The 15,737-nt window shown below is 61.3% G+C and carries 18 protein-coding genes; 1 reads left to right on the top strand and 17 read right to left on the bottom strand.

Going from position 1 to position 15,737, the window contains the following annotated elements:
• Position 1: 1 nt before the first annotated feature.
• The 8 genes from ILFOPFJJ_RS04900 to ILFOPFJJ_RS04865 all read right to left on the bottom strand — a co-directional run bounded on the left by ILFOPFJJ_RS04900 (position 2) and on the right by ILFOPFJJ_RS04865 (position 5,201).
• Positions 2-649, bottom strand: a complete 648-nt coding sequence (locus ILFOPFJJ_RS04900) for a Urease operon accessory protein (RefSeq protein WP_173509409.1) — start codon at positions 647-649, stop codon at positions 2-4.
• Between the two features lie 3 nt (positions 650-652).
• Entirely contained in the window at positions 653-1,075 is a 423-nt protein-coding gene (locus ILFOPFJJ_RS04895) for a lysozyme inhibitor LprI family protein (RefSeq protein ID WP_173509408.1), read from the bottom strand.
• Entirely contained in the window at positions 1,072-1,377 is a 306-nt protein-coding gene (locus ILFOPFJJ_RS04890) for an urease subunit beta (protein WP_173509407.1), read from the bottom strand. The genes ILFOPFJJ_RS04895 and ILFOPFJJ_RS04890 overlap by 4 nt, the downstream gene beginning before the upstream one ends.
• Positions 1,378-1,391: 14 nt before the next feature.
• Positions 1,392-1,646, bottom strand: coding sequence for a DUF1272 domain-containing protein (locus ILFOPFJJ_RS04885; RefSeq protein WP_173509406.1), 255 nt, complete (start codon positions 1,644-1,646; stop codon positions 1,392-1,394).
• Positions 1,647-1,711: 65 nt separating this feature from the next.
• The gene (locus tag ILFOPFJJ_RS04880) at positions 1,712-2,014 is read right to left on the bottom strand and encodes an urease subunit gamma (RefSeq protein WP_173509405.1); all 303 of its coding nucleotides are present in this window, start codon (positions 2,012-2,014) and stop codon (positions 1,712-1,714) included.
• Positions 2,015-2,040: 26 nt separating this feature from the next.
• Complete coding sequence (locus ILFOPFJJ_RS04875) at positions 2,041-2,874, bottom strand: urease accessory protein UreD (protein ID WP_173509404.1); 834 nt, start codon at positions 2,872-2,874, stop codon at positions 2,041-2,043.
• Positions 2,875-3,013: 139 nt separating this feature from the next.
• Positions 3,014-3,988 carry a 2-hydroxyacid dehydrogenase gene (locus ILFOPFJJ_RS04870; protein ID WP_173509403.1) on the bottom strand — a complete coding sequence of 325 codons (975 nt, stop codon included), beginning with the start codon at positions 3,986-3,988 and terminating at the stop codon, positions 3,014-3,016.
• A gap of 220 nt (positions 3,989-4,208) precedes the next feature.
• A complete protein-coding gene (locus ILFOPFJJ_RS04865; protein ID WP_173509402.1) occupies positions 4,209-5,201 on the bottom strand; it encodes an alpha/beta fold hydrolase in 993 nt (330 codons plus the stop codon).
• 192 nt (positions 5,202-5,393) lie between these two features.
• Between ILFOPFJJ_RS04865 and ILFOPFJJ_RS04860 the strand changes: the two genes are divergently transcribed.
• Positions 5,394-5,846: a MarR family winged helix-turn-helix transcriptional regulator gene (locus tag ILFOPFJJ_RS04860; protein WP_173509401.1), complete on the top strand. Its 453-nt coding sequence runs from the start codon at positions 5,394-5,396 to the stop codon at positions 5,844-5,846.
• A gap of 208 nt (positions 5,847-6,054) precedes the next feature.
• Here ILFOPFJJ_RS04860 and ILFOPFJJ_RS04855 read toward each other — a convergent pair whose 3' ends face one another.
• From ILFOPFJJ_RS04855 to ILFOPFJJ_RS04815, 9 genes are all read right to left on the bottom strand, one after another.
• Complete coding sequence (locus tag ILFOPFJJ_RS04855; RefSeq protein ID WP_173509400.1) at positions 6,055-7,173, bottom strand: branched-chain amino acid ABC transporter substrate-binding protein; 1,119 nt, start codon at positions 7,171-7,173, stop codon at positions 6,055-6,057.
• 116 nt (positions 7,174-7,289) lie between these two features.
• Positions 7,290-7,634 carry a DUF6867 family protein gene (locus tag ILFOPFJJ_RS04850; protein WP_173509399.1) on the bottom strand — a complete coding sequence of 115 codons (345 nt, stop codon included), beginning with the start codon at positions 7,632-7,634 and terminating at the stop codon, positions 7,290-7,292.
• Between the two features lie 24 nt (positions 7,635-7,658).
• Positions 7,659-8,384 carry an ABC transporter ATP-binding protein gene (locus ILFOPFJJ_RS04845; protein WP_173509398.1) on the bottom strand — a complete coding sequence of 242 codons (726 nt, stop codon included), beginning with the start codon at positions 8,382-8,384 and terminating at the stop codon, positions 7,659-7,661.
• Positions 8,381-9,274: an ABC transporter ATP-binding protein gene (locus ILFOPFJJ_RS04840; protein WP_173509397.1), complete on the bottom strand. Its 894-nt coding sequence runs from the start codon at positions 9,272-9,274 to the stop codon at positions 8,381-8,383. The genes ILFOPFJJ_RS04845 and ILFOPFJJ_RS04840 overlap by 4 nt, the downstream gene beginning before the upstream one ends.
• Positions 9,274-10,659, bottom strand: coding sequence for a high-affinity branched-chain amino acid ABC transporter permease LivM (gene livM, locus ILFOPFJJ_RS04835; protein WP_173509396.1), 1,386 nt, complete (start codon positions 10,657-10,659; stop codon positions 9,274-9,276). Before livM ends, ILFOPFJJ_RS04840 begins: the two co-directional genes overlap by 1 nt.
• A 4-nt stretch (positions 10,660-10,663) precedes the next feature.
• Entirely contained in the window at positions 10,664-11,566 is a 903-nt protein-coding gene (locus ILFOPFJJ_RS04830) for a branched-chain amino acid ABC transporter permease (protein WP_173509395.1), read from the bottom strand.
• A gap of 304 nt (positions 11,567-11,870) precedes the next feature.
• On the bottom strand, positions 11,871-12,425 hold the full coding sequence (locus ILFOPFJJ_RS04825; protein WP_173509394.1) for a sarcosine oxidase subunit gamma: 555 nt from the start codon (positions 12,423-12,425) through the stop codon (positions 11,871-11,873).
• 10 nt (positions 12,426-12,435) lie between these two features.
• Positions 12,436-15,393, bottom strand: a complete 2,958-nt coding sequence (locus ILFOPFJJ_RS04820; RefSeq protein ID WP_173509393.1) for a sarcosine oxidase subunit alpha family protein — start codon at positions 15,391-15,393, stop codon at positions 12,436-12,438.
• On the bottom strand, positions 15,390-15,668 hold the full coding sequence (locus ILFOPFJJ_RS04815; RefSeq protein ID WP_173509392.1) for a sarcosine oxidase subunit delta: 279 nt from the start codon (positions 15,666-15,668) through the stop codon (positions 15,390-15,392). The genes ILFOPFJJ_RS04820 and ILFOPFJJ_RS04815 overlap by 4 nt, the downstream gene beginning before the upstream one ends.
• Positions 15,669-15,737: the final 69 nt, after the last annotated feature.

The raw sequence follows: 15,737 nt of genomic DNA, 5'->3' as shown, positions 1-15,737 counted from the left end.
CTCAGGCTCCTTGGGAAAAGTCTGAAGATTGGGATTGGCCGAGACGGCGCAGGCGGCCTTCGGCGACAAGTGCGTCGACGTAGTGGCGCTCGGCGGCAAAGGGATGCCATTCCCAGCCGCTGTGGCCGAAACCGGCAAGCACGACGTCATCTCCAGGATGGACGAAATCGGACAGGATGTCGGCGATCACCACCAAGCCGCTCGACGGTACGACATAAGGGGCCGGCTCGAAAAGAGCGAGATCGCGGTCGAGCCGCTCATGCGTTTCCATCGGGATCGCCCGATGGCGCCGACCGGTCGCGCGCGCGAAAGCCTCGAAACCTGTCGTATAATCGTCGCAAAGATCGTCGAGGTCGGGATGCGTCCTCGCCAGATCCGCGCGCATGGCGGCGAACTTCGCACCGGAACGAACGCTCCATATCTCGCTCGCCTGGCGCACTGCCTCGCTGGTCTTCCATCGACCGCCGCCGAGCATCGAAAGCGCAGGACGGCCGGTATTGCAGACCGCGACGATATCGGTCCTGGAGCCGCCCTTGCCGACCGAGCGGCAATCATTGAAGCGGATGACGAGGTCGGCGGCATCGATCACGGCCGCCACCCCTTCCGGCACGTCGCCATTACCCACGATCGTGATGGTGCGGCCGCTCAACGATCAGTTTCCGCTCGGTTCCAGGAGTTGCTTCAATTCGGTGGTTCGCTTGCGGGTCAGTTCCGCCAGGCAGCCGGAAACCAGCATCGGCTCCATCGAGCCCCCGCGCGCCTCGAACCCGGCCAGTTCGCACTGGCCGTCGCGATAGCCGATCCAGGCCCGTTGCGCCTTCTTCAACGCCTCGTTGGCCCCGACATAGGCGGCATCGATTTCGCCAAGCTCCTTGTCCATTGCCTGCGTGGCAGCGACCGCTTGCTTGTAGACCTTGTTCAGTTCCGCGTCGGCTCTGTCATAGTCCTGGCCAGCGCAGATGTTCATGTCCGTCTGCGTCACAGCATTCTGGCAATCGACCGTTGGCTGTTCCTGTGCGACTGCGGAGACCGCTGACAGCAGAAGCAAGCCGACGAGAGGGGCGGAAATCCTCATAGCTTGCCCATCACCGCCTGACGGAAGCCGAACACCTCGCGCTTGCCTGAAAGCTGGATCAACGTCACCTGCCTCGTCTGGCCGGGTTCGAAGCGCACAGCCGTGCCCGCCGGAATGTCGAGCCGTTTACCGCGGGCGGCATCGCGATCGAAGATCAGGCCCGGGTTGGTTTCGGCAAAATGATAGTGGCTCCCGACCTGCACTGGACGATCGCCCGAATTGGAAACCTCGATGGTGACGGCCTCGAAACCGGCGTTCAGTTCAATTTCGCCGTCGGCCGCGATGACTTCGCCTGGAATCATGTTCCCTCTCCTTCTCACGCCGCTTCGCCGCCCGCGCAACCCTGCGGCTTCAGCACGCGCTCCGTCGACGCCGGATATTTCACGAGCATCGCCGCTGGGCGGACGGGACGGCGGACCAGTTCTCCGCTGCAATTCGGGCAGACGCCGCCAAGTCTATTTTCGGCGCAGTCGGCACAGAATGTGCACTCGAAGGTGCAGATCATCGCGTCCCGGTTCGCGGGCGGCAGGTCGCGATCGCAGCATTCGCAGTTCGGACGCAGGCTCAGCATGGTTGCCCCTCTTCAAATGTTCATGTCGCTCCAGTCGGAAAGCTGCTCCTCGTCGCCTGTCATTCCTAACGGATCGGTTCGTGGACGGTGACGAGCTTCGTTCCGTCGGGGAAAGTCGCCTCGACCTGAATGTCGTGGATCATTTCCGGAATTCCTTCCATGACCTGGTCGCGGGTCAGCACATGCGCGCCGGCTTCCATCAGCTCAGCCACAGACCGCCCGTCGCGCGCGCCTTCGACGACGAAATCGGTGATGAGGGCGATCGCCTCCGGATGATTGAGCTTCACGCCCCGCTCCAGCCTCCGGCGAGCGACCATCGCCGCCATGGAAATCAACAGCTTGTCTTTTTCGCGCGGAGTGAGATTCATGCGTCGCCGTCCAATGGGTTGTGGGATCAGAGAGTCCAGACTTTCGGCACAGACGCATCGTTACGCAAGTGCGAAATAAGCGGGACGAGAATTTTTCTGAGAGCGAAGCCGTCGGTCGCCGCAACGCGGGCAACCAGCTTGTCGCGACCGGCAACCCGAAAATGACTGGCACCGGCGCTCGCGCGGTCGCCGATCGTTCCTCGCAGCCTCGAAAGCATCGGTTCGCAATCCGTCCCGACATAGAGCAGCGTCGCAAAGGCAGCCGCGCCACGGAGCACCGCCGAGCGCCCGGCAAGTGCTGCGATATCGTCGGCGAGCGTCAGGTTCTCGGCATGCAGCAGCCGGCCGCCGCTTCTCACCCGCCATCGGTCACGAAAGAGACCAGCCTGGACCACCTCGCCCATGGCCTTGCGGCCGAGGAGAACCGCCTCGACCGCCAGAAAGGTCGCGTCTTCGGCAAGGTCGACCTCCAGCGATCGCGACATGGATGCGCGGTCGAAGAGGATGGTTTCCTGCGGCAGCCAATCGACCCGGCTTCCGCTCGCAACAGAAATCCGCGTCGAAATATCGGCCGTTCCCGCACTTGCCTTGTAGATCTTTTCGCAGGCCTGCGTCGTCAACGTCAGCGCCGTGCCTTCTCCCGCTTCGAAAGCCCAGCTTATCCGGTCGCCGCCGGTGACCCCTCCGGACGAGTTGATGAGCACTGCTTCCATCGATGCATCAAAGGTTCGCGGCAGGCGGATCTTGGCGCAGCCTTCCTGATAGAGTTCGGCAATGCACGCGCGGCCGCTCCGGGATTTGGCAACCAGCCGCCCCCTTCCCCACGCCCGCTGCGGAGCGATGATCACTGCATCATTCATGAGCGGCCGTCGTATATCCTTGTGATACGGCATGCACCGATGGCGGTATCGTCCGTGCGCCGACCCCCAAAGTCAAGACGTTGTTTCGCAACGAGAATTCCTGCGACCTTACGGGACTCGCGCTGTAGAGGCGGGCAACTCAAGCCACCCTGTCCGGCGGTTCACGACCGGCGAAGAATGCCGTGACGTTGTCGACGACCTTCATGCCCATCGCGGTTCGCGTCTCCTCCGTGGCGCTGCCGAGATGCGGCAGGACCACGACGTTCTCGAGCGCCCGCAGCCGCGTGGGCACCTGCGGTTCCGCCTCGTAGACGTCTAGGCCGGCCCCACGGATCACGCCGCTTTCAAGCGCCTCGATCAACGCCTCCTCATCGACCACGTCCCCGCGGGCGGTATTGATGAGATAGCCGCCCGGCTTCATGGCCGCGAGGCGCGCCGCATCGATCAGATGCCGGTTTTCGCCGCCGCCGGGGATATGCAGGGAGACGAAGTCGGATTCCTTCAGGACATCCTCGATCGTGTCGAGTTGACGGGCGCCGAAGCGCTGCGCTTCCTCTTCTGCGACTTTCGACCGGTTGTAGAAGACCACGTCCATGTCGAAGCCGAAGTGGCAGCGCTTGGCCATCGCCTTGCCTATGCGGCCGAAACCGACGATGCCTAGCGTCTTGCCAGTGACTTTCGTTCCGATCATATGCGTGGGGCGCCAGCCTTCCCATTCGCCTGCCCTCACCTGGCGCTCGCCCTCGCCGGCACGCCGCGCGACGGTCAGCAGCAGCGAAACGGCGAGATCCGCCGTGCAATCGGTGAGGACCCCCGGCGTATTCGTCACCACGACGCCAGAGGCCTTCGCTGCTTCGACGTCAATGTGGTTGTAGCCTACCCCGAAGTTGCCGAGAATCCTGCAGCGAAGGTCACCGTTCTTGAAGAGTGGTGCAGGCAGCCGATCGGATACTGTCGGCAGCAAGGCATCAAACTTGCGAAGCCCCTCTGCAAGCTGGGCGGCATCGAGGGGCACATCCCGTTCGTTGAAGACTGTCTCGAACCGTTGGGCAAGAATCTCTTCCACGGCTCGTGGCCAGCGGCGGGTGAGAAGAATGCGCGGCTTTGCGGTCATGGGATTACCCTCCGAGAATGAAGAATCGGCTCCGGATAGTGCACAAAATCGCGCCTGCGGACAGCCTGTTCCCATGAAAAGTAAGAGGGCGCCGCTACTGCATGTTCCCTTGAATCGTAGCCGATTTAAGGATGAAAACATGCAGCAGTTCAAAGTGCTATGGCGTCCTTTGAGCGTCTTATAAGACGCGCGGCGGGCGCCCTCTTCTCTTTCGCGCGAATTACGACCTCGCGAATTCAAGCAGGTCTTGGTTGAGCTGATCCTTGTGGGTGTCGGTGATGCCGTGCGGAGCGCCCGGATAGACCTTCAGCGTCGCGTGCGGCACCAGTTTCTTCGAGGCCCGCGCCGCCGCATCGATCGGCACGATCTGGTCATCGTCGCCATGGATGATCAGCGTCGGCACATCGAACTTCTTCAGGTCCTCGGTGAAGTCGGTCTGCGAGAAGGCGGCGATCGAATCGTAAGTGTTCTTGTGGCCGCCCATCATGCCCTGCAGCCAGAAGCTGTCGATCATGCCCTGAGAGACCTTGGCTCCCGGCCGGTTGAAGCCGAAGAACGGGCCGGAGGCGACATCCTTGTAGAGTTGCGAGCGGTCGGCGAGGCTTGCTGCCTGCAGATTGTCGAACACCTCCTTCGGCAGCCCGCCGGGATTCGCCTCGGTCTTGACCATCAAGGGCGGCACCGCCGAGATCAGTCCGGCCTTGGCGACGCGCTTGGTGCCGTGGCGGCCGATATAGCGGGAGATCTCGCCGCCGCCGGTCGAAAAGCCGGCGAGGAAGATGTTGGTGAGATCCAGCTGCTCGATCAGCTCGGCGAGATCGTCGGCATAGTGGTCCATGTCGTTGCCATCCCAGGGCTGGCTGGAGCGGCCATGGCCGCGGCGGTCATGGGTGATGACGCGGAAACCGTTTTGAGCGAGGTGGAAGGCCTGGGCCTCCCAGCTGTCGGACGACAGCGGCCAGCCGTGGCTAAGCACGACCACGGGGCCGTCCTTCGGGCCCCAGTCCTTGTAGTAGATTTCGACGCCGTCGCGGGTGATGATCCTGCTGCCCATGGTCCTTGCTCCTTCGCTGTTGCTGGTTGCTGTCTTCGCGGGGGTTGCCGCCGACGCCGGGCGGACGGCAGATACTGCCGCAACGGCGCCCAGAGTGCCAGCCAGCACGCCTCTTCGAGAGATGCCGTTCGCGATTGCGTTTGCCTGTATCTTTGTCATGGGAGTGCTCCTGTTTCCCGTTGAAGAGCCTGATCCGAAATACACGATTAAATCGTGCGCGACATACATACTTGAATCGCCATCAATTAAATCGTGCACGATAGTTATCGCGACGAATTTCGCGTGTCAATACCTTGCGATTAGATCGCGAACGATTTATTTTTATCGCGTCCCGAAATCTGGGTTAGAACAATGACCAAGGCAGAAAGTCCTTCTCACGAAGACCTTATGAAGCTCGACAATTTCCTGTGCTTCGCAATCTATTCGGCGAACCATGCGTTCACGCGCGTCTATAAGCCGCTGCTTGACGAGTTGGACCTCACCTATCCGCAATATCTCGTGATGGTCGTCCTTTGGGAAAAGGACGACCAGACCGTCGGCAATTTGGGTGAAAAGCTTTTTCTGGAATCGAGCACGCTCACCCCCATGCTGAAGCGCCTCGAAAGCATGGGCTACCTTTCGCGGGTCCGCGACAGGACCGACGAACGGCAGGTGCGCGTGAAATTGACGGAAACCGGCCGTGCCTTGCGGAAAAAGGCCGACAACGTACCGTACGGCATTGCCAGCGCGACCGGGATGGAGCCTGCGGAGCTCGTCCGGCTCAAGCAGGAGATCGCGACGCTGCGCACATCGCTGCTGAAATAACGCTGCTTCCAATCACGAAGACATGCGCATCGAACGGCGCGGATGCCGCCCTACCCCATGGTTCCTTGGATCGGAATCGATTTAAGGAATCGTGCAGGAACTCACAGTTCTACAGCGATCTTGGCCCGTCCGATTAGACGCGCGGCGCTGTAGAACAAAAAGACCCGGCGCTTGCACGCCGGGTCCTCCAAAGCGGGTCGAACGATGACTATTCGTTCTGGAAGTAGCTGTACTTGCCGTCGTCACCCTTCTTCCAGGTGTACATGACGTAGTCCGGGCGGGTGATGTCGCCCTTTTCGTCGTAGCCGAGCTCGCCGATCGTGGTCTTGAACGGACCCTTGGCCTTGATCGCTTCGGCGACAGCCTGGGGATCGTTGCCGCCGGCAGCCTTGGCGCCTTCGGCGATGACCTGGAGGGCAGCATAGGCGTAGAGCGTGTAGGCTTCCGGTTCAAAGCCGGCAGTGCGGAACTTCTCGACGAGTTCCTTGGCCTCAGGGTTCTTGCGCGGATCCGGCGCGAAGGTCATCAGCGTGCCGTCGACGGCGTCACCAGCGATCGAGGCCAGTTCGTTCGAGACGATACCATCGCCCGACATCATCGTTGCCTTCAGGCCCTGGTCCTTCATCTGGCGCATGATCAGGCCGGCTTCCGTGTGCAGACCGCCGTAATAGACGATCGAAACACCGGCTTCCTTCATCTTTGCGATGAGCGCGGAGAAGTCCTTGTCGCCCGTGTTGATGCCTTCGTAGAGGGCTTCGGTCAGACCGGCTTCGTTCATCGCCTTCTTGGTTTCATCGGCAAGGCCCTGGCCATAGGGGGTCTTGTCATGAACGACGGCGATCTTTGCGTCCTTGAAGTTGGCGGCAAGGTAAGCACCGGCAACCGCGCCCTGCTGGTCGTCGCGACCGCAAGTACGGAAGGTGTTCCACAGACCACGCTCGGTGAACTGCGGGTTGGTGGAGGCAGGCGTGATCTGCAGGATGCCGTTTTCGGCGTAGATTTCCGAAGCCGGGATGGACACGCCCGAGTTGAAGTGGCCGACGACGAACTTCACGCCGTCAGCAACGAACTTGTTGGCGACCGAAACGCCCTGCTTGGCGTCGGACACGTCGTCGCCGAGCACGACCTTGATCTGTTCACCGTTGATGCCGCCTGCAGCGTTGAGATCGGCAGCAGCCTGCTCGGCACCTTTCTGGAGCTGGGCACCGAAGGCAGCGTTCGGGCCGGTCAGCGGGCCGGCAACGCCGACCAGAATGTCAGCCCATGCAGAGCCGCTAAAGGCGACCATTGCCGTCAGCGCAACGGCCGACAGAAGAGACTTTTTCATCTTGTTACTCCCAAATATTCGAGCGGGTCTCGTTTTCCAAGCCTGCGCAATGCCCACTTTAATTGCGCCGGTGTTTCTTTCGCACCGGCCGCGGCGGACCGGCACGCGCTGTTCCCTTATTTGGCCTTCCAGGAGAAAGGCGAAGCTTTTTCATAAAGCCAGTAGTAGATGTTGGTCATTTGCCTGGTCCGGTAGTACCTGAAACCGGCGGTAGCAAACAACAAAAGCACGATCGTGTCCACGACATAGTATTGGAGGCTGAACATCGTGCCTTCGAAGAGCGCGTGATGGATGAAGCGAATGCCCCAGCCCAGCAGCGCCACGTAGACCAGCAGTCGCGGAAAGTTATGCCAGCTCTCGGCGACGCTCTTGCCCGTCCGCCAGGCGGTCCAGCCGCCCAGTACACAGGTGATGAAGAGGAACTGCCAGATCGACGCTTCTTCGTAGAGAATTCCCTGCATGTCACATACTCCAGGCGCGGCGCATCAATGACGGCCGCCTTCGAGATAGGCCGAACGGACTTCCGGATTGGCGAGAAGATCCTTGCCTGTCCCGCTCATGGTCACCCTGCCGTTGACCATGACATAGCCGCGATCCGACAGCTTGAGCGCCCCGAAGGCGTTCTGTTCGACGAGGAACACCGTCAGGCCCTCTTGCTTGTTGAGTTTCTTGATCGCTTCGAAGATGCCTTTCACGATCAGCGGCGCAAGGCCGAGCGACGGCTCGTCGAGCAACAGGAGCTTCGGTCGCGCCATCAGCGCACGCCCGATCGACAGCATCTGCTGTTCGCCGCCCGACAGCGTACCGCCGCGCTGCGCCTGCCGTTCCTTGAGACGCGGGAAGAGCGTGAAGATCTTTTCGACGTCCTCGTTGAAATGCTTCAGATTGTCGAGGCTCGCCCCCATCTGCAGGTTTTCCAGAACGGTCATGCGCGGGAAGATACGGCGCCCTTCCGGCGACTGGGCGATCCTGAGGCGTGCGATCTCGTGCGTCGGCAGGCGCGTGATGTCCTGCCCCTCGAAGAAGATGGAGCCGGTGCGCGCCTGCGGGCTGCCGCAGATCGTCATCATCAGCGTCGACTTTCCGGCGCCATTGGCGCCGATCAGGCTGACGATTTCTCCGCGGTGGACCTCGACATCGACGCCGTTCAGCGCCCGGATATTGCCGTAATAGGTTTCGACGGCTCTTACATGCAGCAGCGGCGCACTCATTGCTTGGTGCCTCCCTGCTCGCCTTCGATTTCCTCGATTTGTTCGATCACCTCTTCAACCTCTTCGTCCTCGACACCCAGATAGGCCGCAATGACCCTTGGATCGTTCTTCACGAAATCCGGGTTGCCGTCGGAAATCTTCTGACCGTATTCGAGCACCACCACGTGATCGGAAATCTCCATGACCACGGACATGTCGTGTTCGATCAAAAGGATGGAGGTGCCGGTGTCGCGGCGAATGTTCTGCAGCAATTCGTTGAGCGCCAGCGACTCGCGCGGGTTGAGGCCGGCCGCCGGCTCGTCGAGGCAGAGAAGCTCCGGCCCCGTGCACATCGCACGTGCGATCTCGAGCCGCCGCTGCGCGCCGTAAGGCAGGTCGCCGGCAGGATCGTCGGCGCGGTCGATCAGCGAAGCCCGCTCGAGCCAATGTCTCGCAACGTCGATCGCTTCCCTGGAAGCCTGGCGATAGGCCGGAAATCCGAGCAGGCCGAGAATGGTATAGCCGGAGGCCAGCATCAGCTTGTTGTGTTGGGCCACGAGCAGGTTTTCCAGGACGGTCAGGCCGGAGAACATCCGGATGTTCTGGAAGGTGCGCGCAACCTTGGCATGCTTGGTGATCTCGAAGTCAGGCAGACGCTCCAGCAGGAACTCCTGCCCGGACTTCTGCTTCATCGTGATCATGCCCATCGTCGGCTTGTAAAAACCCGTGATGCAGTTGAACACCGTCGTCTTGCCCGCCCCGTTCGGGCCGATCAGCGCGGTGATGTCGCCGCGATAGGCTTCGAAGGAGAAGTCGTTGATGGCCATGAGACCGCCGAAGCGCATCGACAGGTGCTCAACCTTGAGAATGGGGTCTTTTGTCATTGTGCTCGTCATTGTGTCGATCGCCATCAGCCGTGCCCTTCCTTGGTGAAGCTGCCGGAGACGGCCCTGCGCTCACGCAGGAACGCGGTCGGTTCGCGCGATCCGACGAAGCCGCGCGGCTTCCAGACCATGACGACGACCATGGCAAGACCAAAGATCAGCATGCGGTAGAGTTCAGGCGTGAAGTTCGGTCCGAAGATCATCTTGAGGAAGGAGAGTTCGCGCAGGATTTCCGTACCGCCGATCATCACCACCGCTGCGATCGCGATGCCGGTCAGCGATCCCATGCCGCCGAGCACGACGATCGCGAGGATGACGGCCGACTCCAGGAAGATGAAGGATTCGGGCGACACGAAGCCCTGGCGCACGGCGAAGAACGAGCCGGCGAAGCCGCCGAACATGGCGCCCGTCGCAAAGGCCGTCAGCTTCGTCGTGACCGTGTTGATGCCGAGCGAACGGCAGGCGATCTCGTCCTCGCGAAGAGCCTCCCAGGCACGGCCGATCGGCATCCGGCGCAACCGGATGGTGACGAAGGCGGTCAGCAGGGCGAGGCCGAGGATCAGATAGAACAGGAAGATCTTGTAATAGGCCGACGAGATCGGCAGGCCCATCATCGCCGCGAAGCCATCCTTGGAAGCATCGAACTTGATGCCGAACAGGGTTGCCTTGGCGATACCGGATACACCGAAAGTACCCTTGGTCACCTCGGTCCAGTTGATCAGCACGAGACGGATGATCTCACCGAAGGCGAGTGTCACGATCGCGAGATAATCGCCGCGCAAGCGCAGCACCGGGAACCCGAGGACCACGCCCCAGCAGGCCGCGAGAAGACCGGCAACCGGCAGCAGCACCCAGAAGGACAGGCCCAGATAGGTGGAAAGCAGCGCATAGGAATAGGCGCCGACCGCGTAGAAGGCCACATATCCGAGGTCGAGGAGACCGGCCAGGCCGACGACGATGTTAAGGCCCCAGGCGAGCATCACATAGATCAGGATCTGGATACCGAAGTTGTCCACCCATTTCAGTGATCCCTGGACGCCGGTGAGGGCGAGGATCACGGGCGGATAGAGAATGAGAGCGGCGATCGCGATCTTCGAGAAGTTGCGACTGAAGAAGCTTTCTTCCTTGGCGACGTCTTCGGCAGCGGCCTTCGCCGCCTTTCTCTGCACGAGCCGGGGCTGCACATAGGCGACTATCAGGAAGCGACCGACCATGGCAATGATCACGAAGATCGCCAGCAGACCCCAGCGCTGGGTAAGGATCAGCTCGTTACGGATGTTCTGGTCGGTCTTGAGGCCGACGAAGAGCACGAACAGACCGAGGGTGATGAGGCCCGCGAAGACAGCCTCGCGTAGGGCCCGCGCCGTCACCTCAGTGCCGGCGCTTGCAGTAGTAGATGCAATATTTGCCATGGAATTATACCTTCTCGACTTCCGGTCGTCCGAGAATACCCGACGGCTTGAAGATCAGGACGATTGCGAGAATCGAGAATGTCGCAACGTCCTTGTAGTCGATGGTGAAATAGGCCGACCACAGGGATTCGATGAGGCCGATCATCAGTCCGCCCAAGACAGCGCCTGGCAGCGAGCCGATGCCACCGAGAACGGCGGCGGTGAATGCCTTCACCCCCGGAACGAAGCCGTCGGTGAAAACAACGACGCCATAATACATGAGATACATGGTACCCGCTACGGCAGCGAGCGCGGCACCCATGATGAAGGTCACTGAAATGGTGCGGTCGACATCGACGCCGAGCAGCGCCGCCATCTTGCGATCCTGCTCGGTGGCCCGTTGCGCGCGCCCAAGCGGCGTCTTGTTGACGATATACCAGAAGCTCGAAAGCAGGATTGCCGTGATGATGATGATGATGATCTGCTTCAACGATACGGCAATGTCGAATATATCATAGACTGAGGAGACGAGCGGCGGGATCGGCTTGTTGCGCGGTCCCTGCGTCACCTGAACAAAGTTCGACAGCACGATCGACATACCGATCGCGGTAATCAGCGGCGCCAGGCGGAAAGACCCGCGCAACGGACGGTAGGCCACTCGCTCGATCGTCCAGTTCCACAGCGACGCCGCGAGCATCGCGACGATGATCATAAGCAAAAGCGCCAGTACAACCGGCACGCCTGCTATGAATGAGGTGAGAAGCAAAAAGACAATCAAAGCGGCAAAGCCGCCAAGCATGAAGATATCGCCGTGGGCGAAGTTGATCATGCCGATGATGCCGTAGACCATGGTATAACCAATTGCGATCATACCATAAATAGACCCAAGCGTCAGCCCGTTGACGAGCTGCTGGACGAAATACTCCATCAATCTTCCCCTGGACCAGATCCTAGCGGTCCGATCTCTTGTTATTGGCGCTCATTGTGAGCGTGCTATTTGCCCCGATTCCATACCTCTTTCAAACGAAAATGAAAGCTAAAAAATGCTTCTTCGCCAGATTCTTCGGCGATAAAATCGATTTGGCGCTTTCGAAGCCAGAAAAATCAAATTTTTAGCAGCATTCGCACGCCAAATGGGCAACTTTGAATGCAAAAGCGCGGAAATCGGTGGCTAGCGTGCCGATCTAGCGAGCGTATCATATCAGGGCGAATTCTCGCCGCGGCCTGCCTCGTCAACCGGCGAATGCCGCCGTCAGATCGTATTCGCGTCCCATCGCCATGAGGTCGTCGAAAAGGGATTCGGCAAAAGAGCGTGGAGCTATCAGTTCAAACGTGTCGTCTCCCGTTCGGGCCAGATTGACGGCGACGTGGCCGCACAACGCATTCGCGCTGGCGCCGGTCGCAAAGGCTGCGGGATGCAGGTCGAGGCCGACGCCCTTTGCAAGTATCCGGCGCGTTGACGGACCGGAAAGCCGGAACAGGACACGCGCCTCGCTTTGGTCGACGATATACGCCCGGCCGGCGCATAAGGCGTCGAGACGACGCTGCAGCCCTTCCGGGGTGTCGTTTTCGGAAACAACCAGCCATTCGCCTGACGCACAGAAGCGCAAGATGAATTCGGTTGTCTGTGACAACGCCCTTTGGACGGTGTCCTCCTCGCCGGCTTGGGCCAGCACCATAGCGACCGCCTGTCTGTGGGCGATGGCCAGATGATTGACACCTGCTGGCCGAGGCGCGCCGCGCAGCTTCTCATCGAGCGCATGACGGTTGTAGTAATCGCGGATCATCAGCGTTCCCTCAGGCTTTCATTCTGGCGTTTTCGGGATCGACGAAGACCGGATTGCAGACCTCGGCCATCACCTCCTGATCGCGCAGCTTGTCCCAGACAACAATCCGTTCGCCATAGCGCTCACGGCCCGACTTGAGGAAGGCAAGCGCAATGTGGTGTCCGAGCACCGGCGAGAAGCAGGCAGAGCTCACCCAGCCCTGGTCGTTGAGGGTCGATGGCTTCATGCCCTCGCGCAGCAAATGCGCACCCGCGCGAATATCCTTTTCCTTGTCCACCGGCTTCAGTCCCACGAGTTGCGAGCGGTCTGCGGCGGTCAGCCCGTATCGTGCCGAAAGATGCTTGCCGATGAAGTCCGTCTTCTGTGCCGAAACCATTCGGCCCAGTCCGGCGTCGTCCGGCGTCACCCGGCCGTCGAACTCGGCATGCGTCGGCAGGCCCTTCTCCAGCCGTAGGACGTTGAGCGCTTCGACGCCATAGGCGCAGATATCGAAGGCACGGCCCACTTCCATGATCTGATCGGCGACCGCCACGCCAAATCCTGCCGGAACTGCCAGTTCGAAAGCCAGTTCGCCGGAGAAGGATATGCGGAATAACCGCCCTTTCAGGCCGCCTTTGAGCGTTACTGTTCCGACAGCGAGGAAGGGGAATGCCGCGTTGGAGATGTCGTCCTCGACAAGCTGCTGCAGCACGCTGCGCGCCTTCGGACCAGCGATCGCGATCTGCGCCCATTGGTCGGAGACGGAGCAGAAGCGGACCTTCAGGTCCGGCCAGAGCACCTGCGAGCAATATTCCATGTGGGACATCACGCCACCCGCGAGCGCGGTCGTCGTCGTGACGAGAAAATGCTCCTCCGCGAGCCGGCTGACGGTGCCATCGTCATAGACGAAGCCGTCTTCGCGCAGCATCAGGCCATAACGCGCCCTTCCGACCGGGAGCTTCAACAGCGCGTTGGAATAAAGCCGATTGAGGAATTCAGCCGCGTCCGGTCCGAAAAGTTCGATCTTGCCTAATGTCGACACATCGCAAATGCCGACGTTCGCGCGCACGTTCAGCACCTCGCGATCGACGCTCTCGCGCCAGGTCTTTTCGCCCGCCCGGGGAAACCAGGCGGATCGATACCAAGGGCCCGCTTCGACGAAGCTCGCCCCGTTTTTCCGTGCCCATTCATGCAACGGCGATTTGCGGACAGGTGCTGCGTGCTTGTCGCGCGCCGTGCCGGCAAGCGCGCCGAAGGAGACCGGTGTGTAGAACGGGCGGAATGTCGTCGTCCCTACATCCGCGGGGCTTACTCCTCGCATACCGGCAAGAATGCCGACTGCATTGATGTTCGAGAGCTTGCCCTGGTCCGTGGCCATGCCGCTGGTGGTGTAGCGCTTGGCGTGTTCGACGTGGCCAAACCCTTCGCGGAGCGCAAGACCCAGATCCTTTGCGTGAACGTCGTTCTGGAAATCGACAAAGGCCTTGGACTTTGCACCGGGTGCGTACCAAAGCGCGGTGAACGACGGATCGGTCTCCTCTCCCGTTGCCGGCAAGACGTCCTGAGCGGGTTTGAATCCCAGCTCGGACGCGATCGCCGATGCCTTGGCGGCACCGTCGCCGAGGCAACCCGAGAGCGTGTAAACACCATTCGCCGAACCGGCAACGCGCAATCCACCGCCGACATCCGGCGCGACGAACGCGTTCAGGGCTTCAGACCACACAGGCTTCGCTCCCCGCTGGCAGGCGAGGTGAATGACCGGGCTCCAGCCGCCGGACATGCCGACCGCATCGCAGGCGACGAGCTCCTCGAAACCCGACCGTTCGACCACAAGCCCGGAAACCCGCAGGCGTCCACGCGTATCAACGACGGCGGCCGAACGGATCACGCGGACGCCTTCCGGCGCGGCGTCCGCTTCCGCTGCGCGACTGTCGACGATTGCAGCAATGGCGATGCCCTTCGCGTGGAGATCGCGGGCGGCGCGATATCCCGCGGTGCCGTTGGTGAAAATCGCAACCGACCTGCCGGCCGCCACACCGTAACGGTTGGCATAGGTGCTGAGTGCCCCGGCCATCATGACCCCCGGCCGGTCATTGCCGCCGAAGACAAGCGGGCGCTCCTCCGCGCCGGTCGCGAGGAGCGCTCGCCTCGCGACAATGCGCCAGACCCGCTCCGTCGGCAGCTTGGCCGAGGGCTCGGCGACATGCTTCTGGACCCGCTCGACCGCGCCGAAGACATTGTCGTCGTACCAGCCGAAGACCGTCGTCCGCGGCAGCAAGGTTACATTCGGCAGCGCCTGCAATTCGGCAACGGCGCGATCGGCAAAGACATGCGCGGGCGCACCGTCTATCGGCTGCGTCTCCGAAAGGAGCGATCCGCCCAGGCGAAAATCCTCGTCGGCGAGAATGACGCGAAGCCCCGCGCGTCCCGCGGTCAGCGCGGCGATCAACCCGGCCGGGCCGCCGCCAACGACGAGCAGATCGCAATGTGCCCAGGATTTCTCGTAGATTTCCGGGTCGCGTTCGAGCACCGCACGACCGAGACCGGCAGCACGGCGGATCAGCGGTTCGTAGAGCCTTTCCCAAAGTTGCGCCGGCCACATGAAGGTCTTGTAGTAAAAACCCGCACCGAGGAATGGTGAGAAACGATCAATTACCGCGCCGATATCGAAGCCGAGCGACGGCCAGCGATTCTGGCTGCGCGCCGTCAATCCGGTATAGAGCTCGGCAACGGTCGCCTTTGTGTTGGGATCGCTGCGCGCGCCGGAGCCGATGGTGACGAGCGCATTCGGTTCTGACGAGCCTGCGCTGACGATCCCACGCGGACGATGATATTTGAAGCTGCGGCCGACCAGCATCTGGTCGTTGGCAAGCAGCGCCGAGGCCAGCGTGTCGCCGGCAAAACCACGCAAGGGGCGGCCATCAAAGCTGAAACTCAGCGAACGGCTGCGATCGACCAGCCCTCCGGCCATCAGGCGGTAGGCGGTCATCGGCCGTTCTCCCGGGCGACGACCGCGCCATCGGTCACGGAATGGACCTCATGGGTGTACGTGTCCCGCTCGACCACGAGGAAACGGCGGCAGCCCGCCACATGCTGCCAGTGCTCGTGCGTGCGCCCGCGCGGATTGGCGCGCACATAGACGTAATAGTGCCAGGCCTCGTCCGATGCGGTCGGCGCCGGACGAACGAGCGACGCATCGCCGCGGATCGAAAACTCTTCTTTTGGACGGACCCCGCAATGGGGACAGGTGATCAGGCTTGCCATCGTCTTGTCCTTAGGCCCGAACGGGTCCAGTTGGCTCGAAATGCGGCCGCTGCGGGCTCGCCGCTTCTA

The sequence above is a fragment of the Sinorhizobium psoraleae genome, assembly GCF_013283645.1.
Taxonomy (GTDB): domain Bacteria; phylum Pseudomonadota; class Alphaproteobacteria; order Rhizobiales; family Rhizobiaceae; genus Sinorhizobium; species Sinorhizobium psoraleae.
This window is presented reverse-complemented; position numbering and strand designations above follow the sequence as displayed.